The sequence below is a fragment of the Yersinia sp. 2466 StPb PI genome, assembly GCF_041538325.1.
Lineage (GTDB): Bacteria > Pseudomonadota > Gammaproteobacteria > Enterobacterales > Enterobacteriaceae > Yersinia > Yersinia enterocolitica_E.
This window is the reverse complement of record NZ_JAULSL010000001.1, coordinates 3969864-3989211: the sequence shown is the minus strand read 5'-3', so window position 1 is coordinate 3989211 and position 19348 is coordinate 3969864. Positions and strand designations below refer to the sequence as shown.

Genomic DNA, 19348 nt, shown 5'->3' with positions numbered 1-19348 from the left:
GCCACGGTGTTGTGATTGATCCTGTCGCGTAAATAACAACGATGACGAATCTCGATGAGAGCGTTTGTTATTCTCAATAGCGTATAACATTATCTCAATTTCACTGATGTTAACATCGCGATTAATTTCATCGTTTATCAGCGATAGCCCCCGTTATGGTCAGATAAAATGATAAATAAAGCCTATTATTCAATTGAATCTTAATACTACGACGTACTGAATTATGTGCTTTACTTAGAGTAGTCATTGTATTTACTGAGGTTACAGTCAGTTATTTATCGGGCTTTTGGGTCGCTAATGTGGCTGTTCTAAGTCCGTCATCAATACACAATTTCTATTTTTATTTGCCGAATCTGCGAAATAAAAACCAAAAAGGAAGGTTGTATTATCATGACTCAGATTTTCACTTTAACATTATCCCCTTCGCTAGACAGCGCAACAACGACGCCCAAAATCTACCCTGAAGGAAAACTACGTTGCACGGCACCTATTTTTGAGCCGGGTGGTGGCGGTATTAATGTCGCTCGTGCTGTTGTTTATCTTGGTGGTCAAGCTCATGCAATTTTTCCTATTGCTGGCCCTACAGGGGAGCACTTGAAAGAATTGCTTGATCGGGAAGGTATTGAGACGAAAACGCTGAAAACGCAGGATTGGACACGGCAGAACATGCATGTCCACGTAGACAACAGTGGTGAACAGTATCGTTTTGTTATGCCAGGGGCACGATTGAGTGATGCTGAGTTTGATCTACTGGTACTACAAGTGCAAAACATCCCTTCAGGATCGATTTTGGTTATTAGCGGTAGTTTGCCGCCAGGTACTGGTATTGAAAAATTAGTTCACCTGATTCAGCAGGCTAAAGCTATGGGATTGCAGTGCATCATTGATAGCTCTGGCGATGCATTAAAAGCGAGCTTAGATTTGGGGGGGCTTGCCTTGGTAAAACCTAATCAGAATGAGCTATCGGCCCTTATAGGGCGGGAGTTGAAGCATCCTGATGATGTACGCCATGCTGCTAAGGAGTTGGTTAACCGTGGCGCTGCCGAGCGAGTCGTGGTGTCGCTTGGGCCACAGGGAGCATTGGCAGTCGATCGTGATAACTGGGTACAAATCGTTCCCCCGCCGGTGAAGAAGATGAGTACCGTTGGGGCAGGGGACAGTATGGTTGGCGCAATGACGCTGAAACTGGCAAAGGGTGCAGACCTGTTTGAGATTGTACGTTTTGGTGTTGCAGCAGGTAGCGCGGCAACACTTAATCTTGGCACTCGCCTTTGTTCATTGGAAGATACTCAACGTCTGTATGACTATATTTGTAAGAGTTCGCATCATCCTATCAGTTGGTAATGAACCGGATACCAGCTCGTGGCCTGGATGCGTGGGCAACGCGTTTAGCTAACAAAGAAAATCCGCAACGAACTGAACTCAATGCCCTAAATATTTGGGGCATTTTTAGGGCTGAAAATGGGTTTTAAATTTATACCTTGGTGCTTTCATACTGAACCCAACTGAATGTTGCAATCAGTTCCCGAGGAGGGGGCCTAAGCTGGAACCCCAGAAATTTCCGCTGTGTAAATGCGCCAACATTCGAACCAGTCTGCACCATTACTTACGCGGGTTATCAGTGCTGTTGTCCGACGGCTGGCGCGATTTTATCCGGAAAAAGAACCTATACATGATCTCGCAGTGAGGCTTTCTGTCCCTAGCGATTGATACCTATTTCTTAGTCAGCCAGGGAGATGTAGTGCTCCAGAAGATGATATCTGCGCCAAGATAATTGTCGGCAAATTGTACAAACTCATCCTTGCTAAATGGCTTACCCGTATTGGGGTTCTTGTAGGTCAAGGTCGGCTCCTGCACTGCCATGGCAATGAGTGCTAGCTTACTTTTGTATTTGTTGAAGAACGGATATGAGTTCTTCATTTGCGCTTTGCGGTTGGGAACAATATCTGGGCCGCCAAGTCCAATATTATTGGCACTCGCGAACTCAAACAGCCGGCCCATGTAATTGTGGTCGTTGTTCCATTCGCACGGCCAGAAATTGACATATTGCACCACATGGGATTTGGTGAACACCTTTCGCGCAAAGGTGAGATTTTCCATTTCGCCTGCAAAATAGTTATCGCAGGAAAATCCCTCGGGTAGCTTTTTCTCGTCAAGATCAATGGCTGTTTCGGGTAGGTTCACACCATAGACTCGACCATCGAAACGCTCTGCAATCGCTGCCAACAGAGCCTGATAACGTTGGCGCACAGCAGGATCCCATTGCTGTGCCACCCAACCCGAACCACTCGGCTTTCCTTCGCCAGGATTATCAAATTGTGGCGATATCCCCCCACCGTATCTGGCATCATTCATCAGATAATCAGGAACGTACCGGGCATTCTGTTCGAAAAACCGATCCTGGATCTGGATGAAAAGTTTTTTATTGGCTACCTTAAGACGAGCCAAGTCCTTCTCAATCTGCGAGAAGTTGTATTTGTTCTTCTCAGGTTCGAGTGAACGCCAATTGTAAACGATCTGCGCACCGCCAATATCGCTACGTGCGATAATGACTGATGCCGCTTCGAGGTCGCCAGAGCTGGTATAGACAAAATTTTCTGGCATTTTAGCTAATATGGGCAGTGTCGCAGTAAGCAGTGTTATTGCGACAGTGAGCCTAATGCTTTTGGTCACGAGATTATCCCTTTTTGAAGGTTCGGTTAGGGGGACATGACTTTTACACGTCCCAGACTGGTGAGTTATCAATGTGATATAAACCCACAATCAGACCCAGCCAAGCAATTTTTCCCCATCTGGACGCAGCTCCCCATTTGGGGGATACATGTCTGTAGCGAGTTTCATGGGGATCACTGAATAATAGATGAATAGCCTAAGTTTTCATTACAAAGCCATTTTTTTGCAATAAATTTGGTTCAATCATGATATGTTTGCAAAATTAATCACTCGCGATTGCACGGGAGACATCGACTATGTTGGACAAGTCTGCATTATTACGCGTTAGCGCGCTGACGGCATCCTTGATGCTGGTTGCCTGTAACCAGAATTCCGGTGCCAGCACTGCTGCGGTTGGAAATATACAATCCCGCGAGCAGGCGGTCTTGCCGACCACGGCGATTGAACAGAATATACCATCGGCTGTGACAGTCGCGGCTGAAATACCGGCGGGATGCCGGATCCAGTCATCCGGCGAGTGGAAGGCATCTGTATATGCGCAGCCGCCCAGGCTTATAGTGTCAGGCGAGGTTGAAACTTCTACCGGTGGATATGAGGTCATGCTTGAGCGTGGCGGGGCTGGTCTCAATCCAGCTATCGTAATGATGGAACTGAAGGTCGTCCCGCCGCCCGCCGACGCGATGGTATCGCAGATGATTACACCCCATTCGGTAAAGACTGAAGTACCTGACATGAGTCGTGACCTGACGCGAGTTGTTATCAACTGTGGTGGTGGAAAGCTCGCGGAGATAGCAGAAATCTCGGTGCTGAACTGAGCAACCCATTGAATGATGTCGCGGGAGCTGTGGCCAATTTGACTGTGCATTCGCTGAGCGATTGTGAGGTGGAAGAGTTCGGTTTTGCCCCGCGCGCAGCTGACACGCACGTTCAGGGCTATGGTCTGCGTGTTGGAAGGATTTAAATGCAGTGCCACTGCCCTGCTCATAGATCACAATATGTGACCGCACTTGTTTGAAATCCTTCGAATTAACCAACCGGCGGCCAATGTTTTGCCATTGGCCGGTAATGCCGAAAGAGCTGTGTTCCGTGGCAGTGGTGGCCCAGCGCCGCCTCGGCCCTGGGATACGTATCCAGCTACGCCTGCCCATTTTCGCTGTCAAAGAAGGCCTTCACTGTTCCCAGACTCTGATTACCCATCGAAGCATATTTGACCAGTGATTTATAGCGGTCCAGGTCGCCACGGACCTGAAGTTGCTCAAACAATGCGTTGGCTTCTGCAAGCAATAGCGGTTCCCGCTTTTTCTTCTCCCGCACAGTTGCTTTCAGTACTTTATTTCTGGTCACTATGTCAGCAAGCGTTCGCCGTCCTTGTTCCTTCCAATTTCCAGTTGCTGCGCGAACATCGTTTGGAACCAGGCCACAGGCATATAGCACTGATAGATCACTTGCACACTGCCATCCGTTCTGCTCGCCAGTGTCCACGTCGTCTTGTCACACACTTTGCGGGTATCCAGTACCTCCTCCATGAGACGCGAGTCATTCGGGGAGGCAGTCATCGCGCGAATGGTACCTTCCTGTTGTAATCGCTGGCTCAAGAGATAGCGGGTCAAAATGAAGACATTACTAACATCGGGGTGTACTAATCAACGGGGAGTAGGTCATAGGGGATGCAAGCAGGCTCCAGAAACTGCCAGAATAAAGTTTCATAAAATGGTTTCTACATAGTCGGTACACCTAAAGTATTATGTATTAATACCCTGAATAAAATGCAAAAAACTTGATTTATAAGAATCATTCTGTATTTCTATACATAAGATATACTTATCTCTATTTGCATAATAACTATATTTTTTATTAATATAATCACCAAATGCAGCCATTCTTTTTCAGTGCCCAATGATTTTTAAGAACATTCCCACTCCATAATGCCTAACAGTTCAATTGCAATATTAAAGGCTTTGCTTTTGGTTTTAAATCCTGCTCTAGAATGAAATGAAAGTTATATAATTCATTTTTTTTGATTGGTTCGGGATTTAATTTTTTTAAGTTAAAAAGTTGTCGGTGTATCTCTTTTTTAAACAATGTTTTATAGTGCTTAACTATTTTTAAAAACCAATCTCTGGTCTGAATGTTTTAATTCAGCTTCTTTCCTTGCTATCTGAGGGAGGAGGTAAGGTGTATGTATGCAGAATTTTTCTATTGTCGTTAATAATAAATACTTAGAGTTAGGTCTATTCGAATTGTTAAATCATGTATTACAAAAATCTGGCTATGAAGGTGCTGTTAATGTAGAACCTCAATTTTACTCTGAAAATGACTTTTTATTCATAGATGTCAGTAACATTGACCGATTTAATGTATTGAGTAGTGCAGCTAATAGTATTTTATTTGATAAAGTATTCATCATAACATCTAGGTATGATTATGATTTTAATCGTTTTTTCATTGAGATGGAAACAAAAGGAAAGGTTACACTTCTCTGTTTTGATGATCCATTATCTATTTTAGAAAAAAAAATCATGTCAGTCCTTAAGCGAAAGAAAAAGTATACCAATCAGTTAAGTTTTTCACTTGGTGATTTAACATTAAGTAATTACATAAAAAAAATAAATCTAACAAAACAAGAGGTTATTATAATCACTTATTTTAAGTGTGGTTTACCCGGACATGCTGTAGCAAAAATACTAAACAAGAGTGAAAAAACAGTAAGTGCTCAAAAGAGATCGGTAATGAAAAAAATTGGGGTGAGAACTAATGCAGAGTTATTACAAAAACTCCAAATAAATTAATAATTTATTTGAAAAAAATACATCTTGTGGGAAATTTCCTACTAAATTCATCCTTTTCGCCTATATTAATATCTATATGTATTAAGTAGATTCAGGATATCGAATAGCTTAAAAGCAGTAATGAGATATTCTAATTTTTCCTGTGACAATTAGTCATACCTATTTATAGGTATGACTAATTGTCAGGCCTAAATCTAATGAGAGTACACCATGAATAAAGTATTTAAAGTCATTTGGAATAGTGCCTTAGGCCGCTATGACGTTGCATCTGAAATCTCTAAATCAGGAAAAAAAACTAAGTCACTTTGCTCAGGAACTGTCGATACAACTTTAGGTTTAACGACCCCCTCTCGCCTGAGCCAAATTGCCATCACCTTGATGTTCACATTAGGGGCGAGTTCTGTCTTTGCCGCAGATATTAGCGTACCGGTATTTACGCCTGATGTAGAATTTGAACAGACCTTCACAGGGACTGGCAATACCTTAGTAGGCAGTTTTAGCAATATCGCTAAGGGCGATATTGGTTTTAAAAACAGTAAACTGGGTGATATTCCCCCGGGGAACTTCCTCTATGGTGCTGAGAATCTGATCAGTAAAAACATTTTCAACTTAGGTGAGATGGTTACTGAAACTTTCCTTGACCCGAAAGGCACTGGCGCATTAATTACTATTAATGTGTATAGCAGTACTGCGATGTCAATTAAACCGCTTGCCGATTTTGTGGTACCTGTTTCTTATGCGGTTGGTGAAAATGGCCAGTATGTGAATCGCAACTTATTCCATGTGCAGGATAGCAGTGATCTGACCGTGGCTGTCGGTAGCACGGCCGCAGGTTGGGTTAATGACAGCAATAACTATTTTAACGCCATTCTTAAAGGCAGCCTGAAAAGTGAAGCGGCGACAACAACTTCTTCAGGATTCTATGTTGACTCTACTACATCGGCCCAGAATACAGTCTTAAATTATAACGCCAAAACTGTAGTCAACCTGGGTAATAACAATAATAACATTCGCGATAGTAGTACCGCGGTGGCCAATTCGGTGCTTGATGACTTCGTCGGTACCTTCACCAGTCCCTATTTAGGGGCCCAAAATGTTCAAAATTTTGCTGATTTCCAAAAATACAACAATGACTTGATTGCAGGTATTAAAAGTGGTGCGATCGTGCTGGACAGCAAAGGTTATCAAGCCGAGCTGGCGCGGGCCTATTTCACTAACGGTTCCAATACTTCACCAAAAGTCACCCCGATCTATCTTGATATGGGGATTGATGCTAATGATGCCGTAAATCACATTGTCGATTCTGACCGTGTTGCCTTTATTCATGGTGATGGTCAGCATGCCATTGTGAATATTGGTGCTGATGCCAATATTCAGGCGTTCAATACGGATATTTCACTGGTGCGGCTGGAAGACGGTGCAACCCTGAATAACGCCGGGACTTTGGGGTCAACTTCTGCAACAGTTCGTGGTACCAATATTATTTTTGCCACTGACAGTACGGTTATTATTGACACTACTGGGGTACTGGATGCAGGGACTAATCCTGAGATGCTGGACTTCAAGCCCACACCTACCTCAACATTGCCGTTGTACATAGCTAACGGCAGTCATACCGCTATTTTAGCTAATGGAGCTTCGTCAGTTACCAACAATGGTGTGATTAATACCGCTTCTCGTGGGGCAAGCGCTTATACTCGCGCGGCGGTGATCGATGGCAACTCATCCTTCGTCAATAACGGCGCGATCAATATTGCTTCAACTATCGATTTGTCTCCTGCAGCAGGTTATTTGAATGAGGGGGTGAGTGTTCAGAAAGGCTCTACCTTTGAAAATAACGGTACCGTCTATGTGGGCCGTCAATCACAACGTTCGTTAACTGACGTGGTCACTGACCTGGCCATTAAGACTCAGTCTTATGCCGTTAGATTACTGCAAGATACCGTTAACTTGAGCAATATCGCCACCTTTACCAATAGTGCGACCGGTAAAATCGTGATTGGCAGCAAAACTGAAAACTCTACAGCTATTGCTGCACAAGGAGCGAGAACAGTAGTCAATCAAAACGGCACTATTGAGCTCAACGGTGCTGGTGCTGTATCTGGACAAAATGCAGGACAGAATATCGGTATCTCTTCCAGCGCTAACGCCACGAATATCTTCAATAATGGTGATATCGTTATAAATGGTATCAATACCGTCGGTATTAAAGTACTGACCAACAGTTCAGCCACTAACGCCGGTAACGTTTATGTAAATAACGGGCTTGATGCTGCCACTAAACTGGCGAACTACGGTATTCAGGCGGTTGGTGCGGGCGCGGTGGCTAATCTCTCTGGTGAGGTAAAGCTGGCGGGCGATGGGGCTATCGGGGTGGTTGCTGAAGATAAAGGTACCATTAATGTCTCCGGTACCGGCCAGGTTGAGTTTGTCTCCGGCACCAAACAGGTGGGCTACCTGATTTACGGTACCGGCTCTAGCGTCAATAACATTGCCACGGGTGATGAAACGGTTTCAACCGAAGGCTCTACACTGTATCGCGTTGATAAGGGTGCCAGCTTTATCGGGACCACTGCCTCAACCATGAATGCCACCGGTAAAGATTCTTCTCTTATTCAAGTCACCGGTGTTGGCAGTACATTTAACTCCGGCGCGTTAGATATGGTCCTGTCTGGCGAGGGCTCTACTGGGGTAAAAGTCGAGGGTGGCGCCAGCGGCACCATCACAGCAGATGCCAGCCTAGAATTGAGCGGTGATGGGGCTACTGCCGGGATCGTCGATGGCAACTACTACGGCCTGGATGGTATTGCCACCGGTGCTACCGGAAAATCTGTCTTAACCAGTTCGGCGGTATTGACTACCGGTAACACCGCATCTGGTGCCTATGGCTATATCGCCCGTAATGGCGGTGAGCTTATCCACAATGGCTCCATTGATTTTACACAAGCAGGCAGTACTGGCGTGCTGGTAGACGGCGGGATTCTGACCAACCAAAACCTCATCACAGTCAATGGGACTGCGGTCAATATTCAGGGCGCTAACTCTACCGTGAATAACAGCGGTACCGTTAACGCAACCGACGGCACCGCCGCTTATCTGTTGGGTGCGGGTGCGAGCCTGACCTTATCCGGTAACGGTGAAACCAAAGCGGGCGGCACTGCCCATGGCGTACTGCTTGATACCGGTGCCACAGCACTGACCGTGGATGGCGCAACCATCACCATGACGGCGGGCGGCACAGGTAATGCGATTGAAAACAAAGCGGAAATTACCGGCATTCAGTTAAAAAACACCTCGCTGACGGTGGGTAATGGTGCAGGTATTCGTACCGGTGCCTCCCTGGCGGCAACCAACTCTGGCACGATCAATGTCAACGGCAGCGGTACCGGTATTCTGTTTGCCAACACCGGCGACACCATCACCGATAATACGCTGGACATGTCCGACTCGGCCGGTCTGGTGATTAACGTCAATTCAGCCGCGGGCAAAGGGATTGTCACCAACTCCCGTCAGGATCTGAAAACCGGTGCCAGCGTAAACGTCAATGATGCCGCAGGCGGTGCAGCCCTGATTGTCAAAGGCACTACCGGCCGTGTCGAGCAGTCCGGTAACCTGATATCAACATCACTCACCAGCCCGGTGGTGGACATCAATAACGGTTATGTCACCAGCTTCGTCAACAGCGGTACCATTCAAGCCAACAGCGCCACGCAGCAGGCTGTCGTAACCAATACTGGGACGGGTCTGGCATTTACCAACGCCACGGGTGGCACAATTGTTGGCAAGGTGGATCTGTTAGCGGGCAACAACACCGTGACCCTGATGCAAGGCAGTAAAGGCACTGACTTCACCACCGGCAGCGGCGATGATGCCTTCATTCTGAAAGGGCTGACATTAGCCGATACCGGCGTGTTCAGCTCACTGAACGGCGGTACCGGCAGCGATACGCTGACGCTGGACAGTTCGCTGTATACCCTGAGTGATGCTGATGCCATCCAGAATATGGAATACATCAACCTGATCAATAACTCAACGCTGACACTGGACAATGTGCTGCTGGCGCTGGGTGACAGTCAGGATGACAATGCCAACACCGGTTTTAATCTGGGTGACGGCAGTCTGTTGCAGGTTAATAACCTGAATGCCGTGAGCTTTAACAGCAAGTTGAACGGCCTCGGCACGATGGCCGTTAATACCGCCGGTAATGCCTTTGATTTTACGGCCAATGCGGCACAGAACGCCTTTAACGGGGTACTGGCATTAGGTCACGCCACCTTTGAACTGGCGGCGGATAACACCGCAGCATTAGTGAATGCCACCCTGAAACTGGGCGCGGACAGTATCACCACCGTCGGTGACGGTGTGCAAACTATCGGTGGGTTGGCCTTTGACGGCGGTACGGTGAAATTTAACACCGGCACTCCGGGTGAGACGGTGGCGAAAAGCACTATCCATACCACCAAAGAGATGAACCTACTGGGCACCGGGACGGTGGTGGTGGACATCGACAGCGTCGACAACAGCCAGACGCCGGTCAATCCTGTGCTGCCCATCATGGAGCAGGATGACGCCAATACCTTGCTGCAACTGGCGGTGAGTGATGTGGCCGTGCAAGGCAATGGCGGCAATCTGGTGCTGAAAGACCAGAATGGTAATGTCATTACCGATGCCACCACGGCCGATATTGCACAGAATGGCACCACGGTCGCCAAAGGCACTTACGATTATCGCCTGAGCAGCGGTACGGGTAACGACGGTTTGTATATCGGTTACGGCCTGACCGAAGTTGAACTGCTGGGCAGCGGTGCAGATGCACTGGCGCTGTATGCCACCAATAAAACCGGTCCTGCGGCGGATTTGAGTGCCAAAGTGACGGGCAGTGGTGAGTTGGCGATTGATACCGGTGCAGGAAATACGGTAACACTGTCCAATCTGGACAATGATTACACCGGTTCTACCGATGTACGCAGCGGTACCTTACAGATGCTGAATGATAATGTGTTGGGGAATACCTCGCTGTTATCACTGGCAGCAGATACCGCCTTTGACATGAAGGGTCACAGCCAAACCGTGGGCGAACTGAACAGTACTGCGGGCTCAACGGTTGATCTCAATGGTGGCAGCTTAACCTTGAGTCAGGGCGGTGTGTCTGAGGGTGAACTGACCGGCAGTGGCGCGCTGACAATTGCCGCCAATGTGCTGAGCGTTAAGGGTGCCAATACTGGCCTGAGCGCGGTGACTAATATTGCCAGTGGCGCACAAGCGTTACTGAACAATGCAGCGGGTCTGGGCGATGGCAATATCGTTAACGCCGGTCTGCTGACACTGAAAGGGGCTGCGGGCCAGTTAGCAAATGCTATCAGTGATGCTGGCAGTGTGGTGCTGGAAGATAGCAGCGACATCACATTGAGCGGTGATAACAGCCTGTTCAGTGGCCTGTTTGCTATCACGAACGGCAGCCAGTTAACTGCTTCTCAGGCAGAACATCTGGGGACGGCGGCGGTCACCAACGACGGCGCATTGGTGCTCAATAGTGCGAGTGACTGGTTGCTGGCCAACAGCATTAGCGGCAGTGGCAGCCTGACTAAAAACGGCAACGGTACGCTGTCATTGACTCAAACGGCGGCCTATACCGGCCAGACAGATATCAATGCGGGTGGCCTGATGTTAGGCAGCAGTGCTGACCCCATGACGCTGGCAAGCCAGCAGGTGAATATAGCCAGCGGTGCCTTTATGGGCGGTTTTGGTGGCGTAGCGGGCGCGGTTGATAACCAGGGCGTGCTGTTTGTGGGCAACCCAGCGGCACCGATGGTACCGGCGATGGGCCGTCTGGCTCGCCTGGCGCCGGCCAGTAATATCTTTACCGTTGGCACTGACTTAACCAACAGCGGCACGGTATTTATCGGTAACAAGACCAGTGACGGCTCCGGCACCACCGGTAACCAGTTAGTGGTCAACGGTAACTATATTGGCAACAACGGTCTGCTGCACTTCAACACCGCGCTGGGTGACGATAACTCGGCCACCGACAGCATGATTGTGAACGGCAACACCAGCGGCACCACCAATGTTAGTGTGGATAATGCGGGCGGTACGGGCGCTAAAACCTTAAACGGTATTGAGCTCATTCAGGTGAATGGTCAATCCGACGGTGAGTTTGTGAACCCTGGCCGTATCGTAGCGGGTGCATATGATTACTCACTCGTACGTGGGGTGGGTTCAAACGCCAGTAACTGGTATTTGACCAGCCTGAGCAATTTGCCGATTGATCCAGAAAATCCGGTCGACCCGGAAAACCCGGCGGGTCCAGGCGAGGAAACTAAACGTCCTGAAGCCGGCAGCTACACCGCGAACCTGGCCGCAGCCAACACTATGTTTGTGACGCGTCTGCACGATCGTTTGGGTGAAACACAGTATATCGACGCCCTGACTGGCGAGCAGAAAGTGACCAGCATGTGGCTGCGTAACGAAGGCGGACATAACCGTTCACGTGACACCAGTGGTCAGTTGAAAACCCAAAGCAACCGCTATGTGATGCAATTGGGTGGCGATATCGCCCAGTGGAGCAACGATGGTCTGGACCGTTTACACCTGGGTGTGATGGCCGGTTACGGTAATAGCAAGAGCGACACCCACGCGAAATCGGGCTATAAGTCGAGTGGTTCGGTTGATGGTTACACCGCCGGGGTGTACAGCACCTGGTATGCCAACGACGAAGACAAGTCGGGCTTGTATGTTGACGGTTGGGCGCAGTACAGCTGGTTTAACAATAGCGTGCAGGGCGACGGTCTGGCGACGGAAGAGTATAAATCGAAAGGGATCACCGCGTCGGTCGAGAGCGGCTACACCTTTAAGATCGGCGAGAATAAGTCTAAGAACGAAACGTACTTTATCCAGCCGAAAGCCCAAATCACCTGGATGGGTGTGAAGGCTGACGAGCACCGTGAAGCAAACGGTACTCAGGTGAGTGGTCAAGGCGACGGTAATATCCAGACCCGTCTGGGGCTGCGTTCTTATATGAAAGGCCACCACGAAAGTGATAATGGCAAGGATCGCGAGTTCCAACCGTTTGTGGAAGCCAACTGGATCCACAACACCAAAGATTTTGGCACCAATATGAACGCCGTTGAAGTGAAACAAGCTGGCGCGAAGAATATCGGTGAACTGAAAGTGGGTGTTGAGGGGCAATTGAACAAGCAACTGAATGTCTGGGGTAACGTTGGCCAGCAATTGGGCGACAAAGGTTACAGCGATACTGCAGTGATGTTAGGGGTGAAATACAACTTCTAATAAGAGTGACACAAGCTGAATAGTGGCACTTCGGTGCCACTATTCATCCACCGAAAATAAGTTATAGTCCATTTTTAATATAGATAGAATAGTAGAGAAAGGATGCGTCGTATTATGCGGGTTATTATTTCAGGCTATTGTAGTTTGACACGCTTTTCACTAGAGATAATCCTTAAAGAAATAATGTCAATCCAAAAAAAACAAATAAGTATTAATGCAGATAAATATGTATTGATAGATAACAAATATATAAAAAAAGATGAGAGAGATATATATATCCTGGATGTAGATAATAGCTCTCTTTTTGATTCATTTAAAACCATTGAAAAAATAAGGAAGTCAAGTCCCCTTTCTTTTATTATAGTGCTTGGTAGAAAAAATGAAAAGATGGGAGGCTATAGCTATTTGTCCGTTGTGGCTGATTGTATACTTTGTAAGACAGCATCTATAAAAACAATTAAAAACATGTTAATTGTTTTTTTAACTTCAAGTGAACCTCCTAAAAAATTTCATCGAACAAAATTAGTCAAAAAGTTAATTAGTTACTAAATCCAATACGGCACTATTGCAAAAATAAGATGATGGTAAGATAAATCTCCATTTTGGCCGAAGGAGTAAAGCACGACCCCATTCACAGGTCGGCATTTTCAGAGTGCTATTATTCTCTGGTCTGTACGCTGGTACTAAAACTGTGCTTAGTTGTTAATTCTGATTTGGGAATCATGACAATTAAATAAGCATTACAAAGCCATGCGAAGTAAATAAGTTAAGTTCTCGCTGGATTTGAAAGTTATCTTTTAAATTTACAGGGAATGTTTTGCGCGGGTATAGAAAATATAAATAATAAAAACAATGCATTTTTAATAAATATATTGTTTGAGGCGAGGTCAATGAAACCTAATAATCTACGTAAAGAAGAAGTCATGGGCATATTGGAAGAAACTTGTAATGTTCTGAAAGAACAGTTTGGTGGATCTGTCCCCCCAGTGGGCAGTTGGCCAAAAACCAGAGAGTTGGCTGATAAAGCGCATTTGGATATTTATACTGCAAGATTAGTATTAATGAAGTTGGTTGATGAGAACAGAGCCAAGATGTCTGAAACTAAAGTGTTGAATTCATTACGCTGGTTTATTACTCAGACAGCAGAAGAATAGAGGCGACGATCCCATGGGCTTGTTGCAAATAATGAGAGCCGGTGACTCTCCTCATCGATGGGTGGGATAATTGGCCCTGTCGCATTAACAGATCGAGGTCGGCAAAATAGCACTGCCTATTTTTTTATAGCGGCCAACAGATAAAATTGTTCTGCCGGTGACAATCCGTCGCCAGCAGGATGATGAAGTTGTCCTTTGCGTATCATCTGTACCAGCTCAATACCCGCCAACAAGGTCTGTGCCCGTCGAAAGGAGTTGAATCCCAGCATCGTGCGTATCCGACGTTTGATATTCCGGTGATCTTGCTCGACAAGGTTGTTCAGGATCTTACTTTGCCTGACGGTAATCGCTTCCTCATCGGGTTTGTCGGCATTGAGCGTGGGCAAAGCTGCGGTGTTAGCACCACTTTTATCGATAGTGACTACCTAGGGTTTATCCTGGTGACGAATGGCCTTGCCGAAGAAACGCAGGGCTGCGGGGGCATCACGTTTGGCGGTCAATAGAGCGTCGATAGTCTGGCCATTGGAGTCCACAGCATGACACAGGTATTTCCACTGGCCGTAAACACCGACGTCCCACGCTGCGCTTGTGCCGACTGAAAGCCTTATATAGCAAAGGGGTTCCCAGCGATACAGGGTAGAATGGCCAACGATAATACCGCGTTCTGCCATCATCTCTTCTAGGTTGCGCAGACTCAGGGCGTAAGCGAGATACCAGCGAACACATTGGGCGATAATATCAACGGGTAGTGCAGACGTTTGAAGGCTTTTCTTATCAGAGACATTTCAAATAACACCTTAAAACTGTATGTTAACCGACGACAGCTTCATGCAACAGAGCCACTTAGCTTCCACTGGGCTAACCAGCAGAGCCAAAACAGTTTAAAAACATAACTTCACTTAGTCACTCATCCACAGTTCGTGGGGAAAATAAGAATACGTCGATCTTAAATATAGCTATTTATACGGGACGTATAAAAGTTTAACTAGTGCTTAGTGCAGAGATTGGAATTGTCTGAATTATTATCTAATAGCCATTATCCTATCAATAAGTGAAATTATTTCATGTTGAGTGTAGTGCTTAACTTTCCAATGGAGGGTAATATACGACTGAAATTTAGCTTTGTAATTTAAACTCTAGTTTTAAATTAGTCGCGTTCTTTTTGGTTTTTATATTTTACAATTTAATTGGATGAAAAAGAGGCAAGGATGAGAGGGTTTTTATTATCACTTTTAGTATCTGGTGTAATTATGGGGACAATGGCTCCAGTTTTTGCTCAGAACGTTCCTTTTGATAGTAGCGGGAAAATGGGGAAAACTGGCTGGACGTCCTGGAAAAGAGTGGTTTTATCGAAAAACATGCCACTTATGAGATATTGTAGTCGCGACTATTACAAAAATGGCCGTTACGTTACGTCACAAAATAAAATAGTACGCATGTATCAATTTTGTTGAGCAACGAACAGTTGAACGAAGTTAACCATTATTTATTATGGCATCATAAGTAGATATATTAATTAAGGATGATTTTTAATGAAAAATAAACTGTTATCCATTTTAATTTCTGGGATGATTTTTGGCATCGCTGCATCTGGCCCTGCCTACGCACAAAATGTTCCGTTCAATGCTGGAGGCGGTGGTAAAACCATCTATGGTCCTTGGAAAAAGGTCCAGAATGGGTTTATATCAATTACGTGCTATCGAACAGTATATTATAAAAATGGTAATACTGCTCAGCAAAGTAAATGGATTCCATTTGGTACAAAATGCTAATCAAATTTAGTATTCACTGATGTTTTATAGAAAAATTTAATTTCAGGCCATCGTTCAATGACGAAGGCCTTTACTCCATTGAATTTTGGTACTTTTATATAAAGTCCCCAATCACGGTATTTCAAATAGCTTTCCAGTATCACATCTCTTTTTATCTGCTTTCAGATTGTCAGAATTTGCTTACCTGAGCGGCTGTTGTGTCGTTGAAGGGGTCCGCTTGATGGTTAGGAAGTTGGATCCATTTTTTTCCCTTAGGTCAGAATCAAAAGAGGGGGACTGGGCCATGAGTTTCATCAGATCAGGTAGCGTGAGGTTGACGATTGATTTAAATAAACACCATTTTGATAACCAATCCAAATTTCAGGCAGATCTTCCCTATGCTGCCTATCGTAATCATCGCTCTGTTTTGAACTCCAGCCGACGTCGGGGCAACAACTCTTCTGCCCGGATACCGGCCCACGCACTGTTAAAAACCATCCGGCTATCACACAGTACACACTGGTACGGATCTACATTCGTAAATTGTTTCATCAGCGACACAAAGCCCAGCTTCTGCGGTTTTTCCCTTCATTTCAATCCCCAGTGCAGTATAGGGTTGTGCCGTATTAACGTAGGCTAGTCAGCAAAAGTTGCGCTGCCGTGTTGGTGCCACTTTTATCAATGGTCACTACTTCCGGTTCGCCGTGATGTCTAATGGCCTTGCGAAAGAAACGTAATGCGGCTGCGGCGTCTCGCCTGGCGGTCAGCAGGAAGTCAATGGTTTGACCCGCAGTATCGACCGCACGGTACATATATTTCCACTGACCTTTGATTTTTATGTAGGTTTTGTCCATGCGCCACCGACGGTCCACTGTGCGCTTATGCCGACGAAACGCCTTATCCAACAACGGCACCAGGCGGATAACCCAGCTAACCCAGCGGTGAAATGTGGAAATGGTCAACGATAATGCCGCGCTCTGCCATCATCTCTTCGAGATTGCGCAGGATCAGGGTATAAGCGAGATACCAGCGAACACACTGAGCGATAACATCAGCGGGGTAATGCAGTCGACGGAAGGCGTTTCGGATTAGAGACATGGGCAGGTAACATCACAAAAAAACAGCATGTTACCGGACTGCACCTTAATGCGACACAATCGTTTATCACCACTGGATATTTGCAACAGTGCCCAATGGTTCAACAACTAGAATAGGTAGCCATAAAAGTAATGGCTACCTATTCTAATTAGGTTAAATCACTTTAAGTTAAATGAATAGCTAATTTTTATCACTAAGTAAGTTACGATAAATAAGGCCGCCTATAATGCCGCCTAATATAGGCATTATCCAGAACAACCATAATTGCTGTAATGCCCAACCGCCCTGGAAAATAGCCACTGCCGTACTACGTGCAGGGTTAACGGATGTATTAGTAACTGGAATACTAATTAAATGAATAAGTGTCAACGTTAGGCCAATTGCCAATGGAGCAAATCCAACCGGAGCTCGTTTATCGGTCACTCCGTGAATAACGATAAGGAAAAATGCCGTCAATACTACCTCAGCAACAATGGCTGCCTGCATAGAGAAGCTACCGGGAGAATATGCGCCGTAGCCGTTTGAGGCGAAACCATTTACTGATGCATCAAAACCAGTTTTACCATTGGCTATAAAAAATAGAATAGAGGCCCCAATGATACCACCAATGACCTGAGCAAAAATATAAGGGGCTATATCTTTAGTTTTAAATCGGCCTCCAGCCCATAAACCTAAAGTAACGGCTGGATTAAAATGCGCTCCGGAAATATGCCCTACGGCGTAAGCCATGGTTAAAACAGACAAACCAAATGCCAGTGCTACACCAGTAAAGCCGATACCTAACTCAGGGTACGAGGCCGCCAATACAGCACTACCGCACCCACCAAATACTAACCAAAAAGTACCAAAAAACTCAGCAGCTAACCTTTTAGACATGACTACCTCATAATATCAACGACATTGAAATAAATACAAAAAGTATCAGTAATTACATACCTCTATATTGTGTTTTTACTAACATAGAGCAATGATTAATACGTCATCTAAAAACAATCTATTTAGACGAGGAATTAAATTATTAATTTTCATAAAATGGAATAACTTACAATATGAACATTGTATAATATTCATATTGATTGTCTTTAAGGATTCTCCTATAATTAACATGATATATCATGTTAATTAATATTCAGAAAAATTTAAGCGTTTCATAAGCTTTATTAACTTATAAGGTAGTAGCCTTAACAAGGCAGTCTAGGAAAATGTCAGTATTGCTGAATTTTTCATCAATCATCTTTGATCTGGAGGCTCAAAACACCACTATTCTGATCAGTTATGTCGCATTAACAGATCGAGGTCCGCAAAATAGCACTGCCTATTTTTTTATAGCGGCCAACAGATAAAATTGTTCTGCCGGTAGACAAGGGGGCTAATCAGGCGGATCAGTTATTCAATATCAGTCGGTTTGACGGGAGAAAAGAGTCCGTCACTGAGAATATGGATAATCCGCCATTACGTTCTTTCTTCCGCAGGCTTTCAGTCGAATGTCGCTGTACGATTAGCCCACACCGATTTCGGCATACGATCGCCACTGAGATGATGAAATCACCGGATCGTAATCTGAAAGTGGTTCAGACCCTGCTAGGGCATTCAAGTATTGCGGTCACGCTGGAATATGTTGAGGGCGATATAGATAGCCTCAGACTGGCGTTGGAAGAGACTTTTGAGAGAAAAGAGGTTTTTTTTAAAAATCGGCATAACAGAAAGAAAAAATTACCGCTTTCCTTAACAGAATATTGACAGGTGCGCTGAAAAACTGTCAATTTCCTCCGCCTTAAGACACAATAAAACCGAAGTTTGTCATCGACATTCTCCGGTTTATTGTTCCCCTATGTTCAACCAAGGTGTAGCAGTTACAGCCTACTTTCACGATGATGATTCGGGTACTTTGTCATGCCTGTTAAAAATCTTAGTCCTTAACAAGCAGGTTATGAATTTGGTGCCCGGACTCGGAATCGAACCAAGGACACGGGGATTTTCAATCCCCTGCTCTACCGACTGAGCTATCCGGGCAACGGGGCGCATTAAACCGTATTGGCGGCAAGTCGTCAATGAGTTTCTCTTATAAAGGCGATCGGTTGCTCTCTTTTCATGCAAAAATAGCGAGAAAACTGTTGGGAAGTGAATTTTTATGGTGCATCTACATATTTCATCTACTTGATTTATAGATTTTTTATTTTTTAGTGTGTTAAATAACAATGGCTTAGATATTCACTAAAAGTGCATTTTTATTGGCCTGCAAGGTTGAACCTGTGGGCAAAACATGCAATTATTGCGAAAATTTAGCGTTACTATTCATCCCTCTAATCCATATCATTTCGATTAAGTAAGCAGGAGGCGGTTATGACAATAGTAGACTATTCAATGCATAATGAGCGCTTCTCATGCTATTTCTCCTGTTTATCTGCTGTTAAGTTCCTTGTTACTTCCATGCGGTAAGGCTATCTGTCGTTCACTGTTAGGCATTATTAAAAATAGAGCTGGATCTCTGATTTTACTGATGTCTATTGGTCGATGCGAAGACCAGTTAACTCACTATTCTAGCTTCTATTTGAGCGAGTGATCGTGTGCGTAATAGATATCAATTTGCCGG

The 19348-nt window shown here is 45.4% G+C and carries 11 protein-coding genes, 1 tRNA gene and 3 pseudogenes; 7 read left to right on the top strand and 8 right to left on the bottom strand.

Annotated features, from left to right (window positions below; genetic code table 11):
* Positions 1-390: 390 nt before the first annotated feature.
* Positions 391-1344, top strand: coding sequence for a 6-phosphofructokinase II (gene pfkB, locus Q2T72_RS18155; RefSeq protein WP_083162632.1), 954 nt, complete (start codon positions 391-393; stop codon positions 1342-1344).
* 369 nt (positions 1345-1713) lie between these two features.
* On the opposite strand, the gene Q2T72_RS18150 is transcribed toward pfkB, so the two are convergent.
* From Q2T72_RS18150 to Q2T72_RS18140, 3 genes are all read right to left on the bottom strand, one after another.
* Complete coding sequence (locus Q2T72_RS18150) at positions 1714-2604, bottom strand: hypothetical protein (RefSeq protein WP_372569913.1); 891 nt, start codon at positions 2602-2604, stop codon at positions 1714-1716.
* Positions 2605-2935: 331 nt separating this feature from the next.
* Entirely contained in the window at positions 2936-3406 is a 471-nt protein-coding gene (locus Q2T72_RS18145; protein ID WP_127891218.1) for a hypothetical protein, read from the bottom strand.
* 401 nt (positions 3407-3807) lie between these two features.
* On the bottom strand, positions 3808-4017 hold the full coding sequence (locus Q2T72_RS18140) for a hypothetical protein (protein WP_083162638.1): 210 nt from the start codon (positions 4015-4017) through the stop codon (positions 3808-3810).
* Between the two features lie 839 nt (positions 4018-4856).
* On the opposite strand from Q2T72_RS18140, the gene Q2T72_RS18135 reads away from it, so the two are divergent.
* The 4 genes from Q2T72_RS18135 to Q2T72_RS18120 all read left to right on the top strand — a co-directional run bounded on the left by Q2T72_RS18135 (position 4857) and on the right by Q2T72_RS18120 (position 13906).
* Complete coding sequence (locus tag Q2T72_RS18135; protein WP_083162642.1) at positions 4857-5462, top strand: LuxR C-terminal-related transcriptional regulator; 606 nt, start codon at positions 4857-4859, stop codon at positions 5460-5462.
* A gap of 210 nt (positions 5463-5672) precedes the next feature.
* The gene (locus tag Q2T72_RS18130) at positions 5673-12752 is read left to right on the top strand and encodes an autotransporter outer membrane beta-barrel domain-containing protein (RefSeq protein ID WP_372569603.1); all 7080 of its coding nucleotides are present in this window, start codon (positions 5673-5675) and stop codon (positions 12750-12752) included.
* 102 nt (positions 12753-12854) lie between these two features.
* Positions 12855-13301 (top strand): hypothetical protein, encoded by a 447-nt coding sequence (locus Q2T72_RS18125; RefSeq protein ID WP_127891219.1) that lies wholly within the window; start codon positions 12855-12857, stop codon positions 13299-13301.
* 341 nt (positions 13302-13642) lie between these two features.
* Positions 13643-13906, top strand: a complete 264-nt coding sequence (locus Q2T72_RS18120) for a faeA-like family protein (RefSeq protein WP_083162648.1) — start codon at positions 13643-13645, stop codon at positions 13904-13906.
* 116 nt (positions 13907-14022) lie between these two features.
* Here Q2T72_RS18120 and Q2T72_RS18115 read toward each other — a convergent pair.
* Positions 14023-14690: pseudogene (locus Q2T72_RS18115) on the bottom strand (IS6 family transposase).
* 748 nt (positions 14691-15438) lie between these two features.
* Between Q2T72_RS18115 and Q2T72_RS18110 the strand changes: the two are divergent.
* Positions 15439-15678, top strand: a complete 240-nt coding sequence (locus Q2T72_RS18110; protein WP_083162650.1) for a hypothetical protein — start codon at positions 15439-15441, stop codon at positions 15676-15678.
* A 393-nt stretch (positions 15679-16071) separates the two neighbouring features.
* On the opposite strand, the gene Q2T72_RS18105 is transcribed toward Q2T72_RS18110, so the two are convergent.
* The 3 genes and pseudogenes from Q2T72_RS18105 to aqpZ all read right to left on the bottom strand — a co-directional run bounded on the left by Q2T72_RS18105 (position 16072) and on the right by aqpZ (position 17631).
* Entirely contained in the window at positions 16072-16209 is a 138-nt protein-coding gene (locus Q2T72_RS18105; RefSeq protein ID WP_193784780.1) for a hypothetical protein, read from the bottom strand.
* Between the two features lie 83 nt (positions 16210-16292).
* Positions 16293-16755: pseudogene (locus tag Q2T72_RS18100) on the bottom strand (IS6 family transposase); the annotation flags it as partial.
* 180 nt (positions 16756-16935) lie between these two features.
* Positions 16936-17631, bottom strand: a complete 696-nt coding sequence (gene aqpZ, locus Q2T72_RS18095) for an aquaporin Z (protein ID WP_083162652.1) — start codon at positions 17629-17631, stop codon at positions 16936-16938.
* Between the two features lie 480 nt (positions 17632-18111).
* Between aqpZ and Q2T72_RS18090 the strand changes: the two are divergent.
* A pseudogene (locus Q2T72_RS18090) lies at positions 18112-18495 on the top strand (site-specific integrase); the annotation flags it as partial.
* A gap of 197 nt (positions 18496-18692) precedes the next feature.
* Here the strand turns inward: Q2T72_RS18090 and Q2T72_RS18085 are convergent.
* A tRNA-Phe gene (locus Q2T72_RS18085) sits at positions 18693-18768 on the bottom strand.
* Positions 18769-19348: the final 580 nt, after the last annotated feature.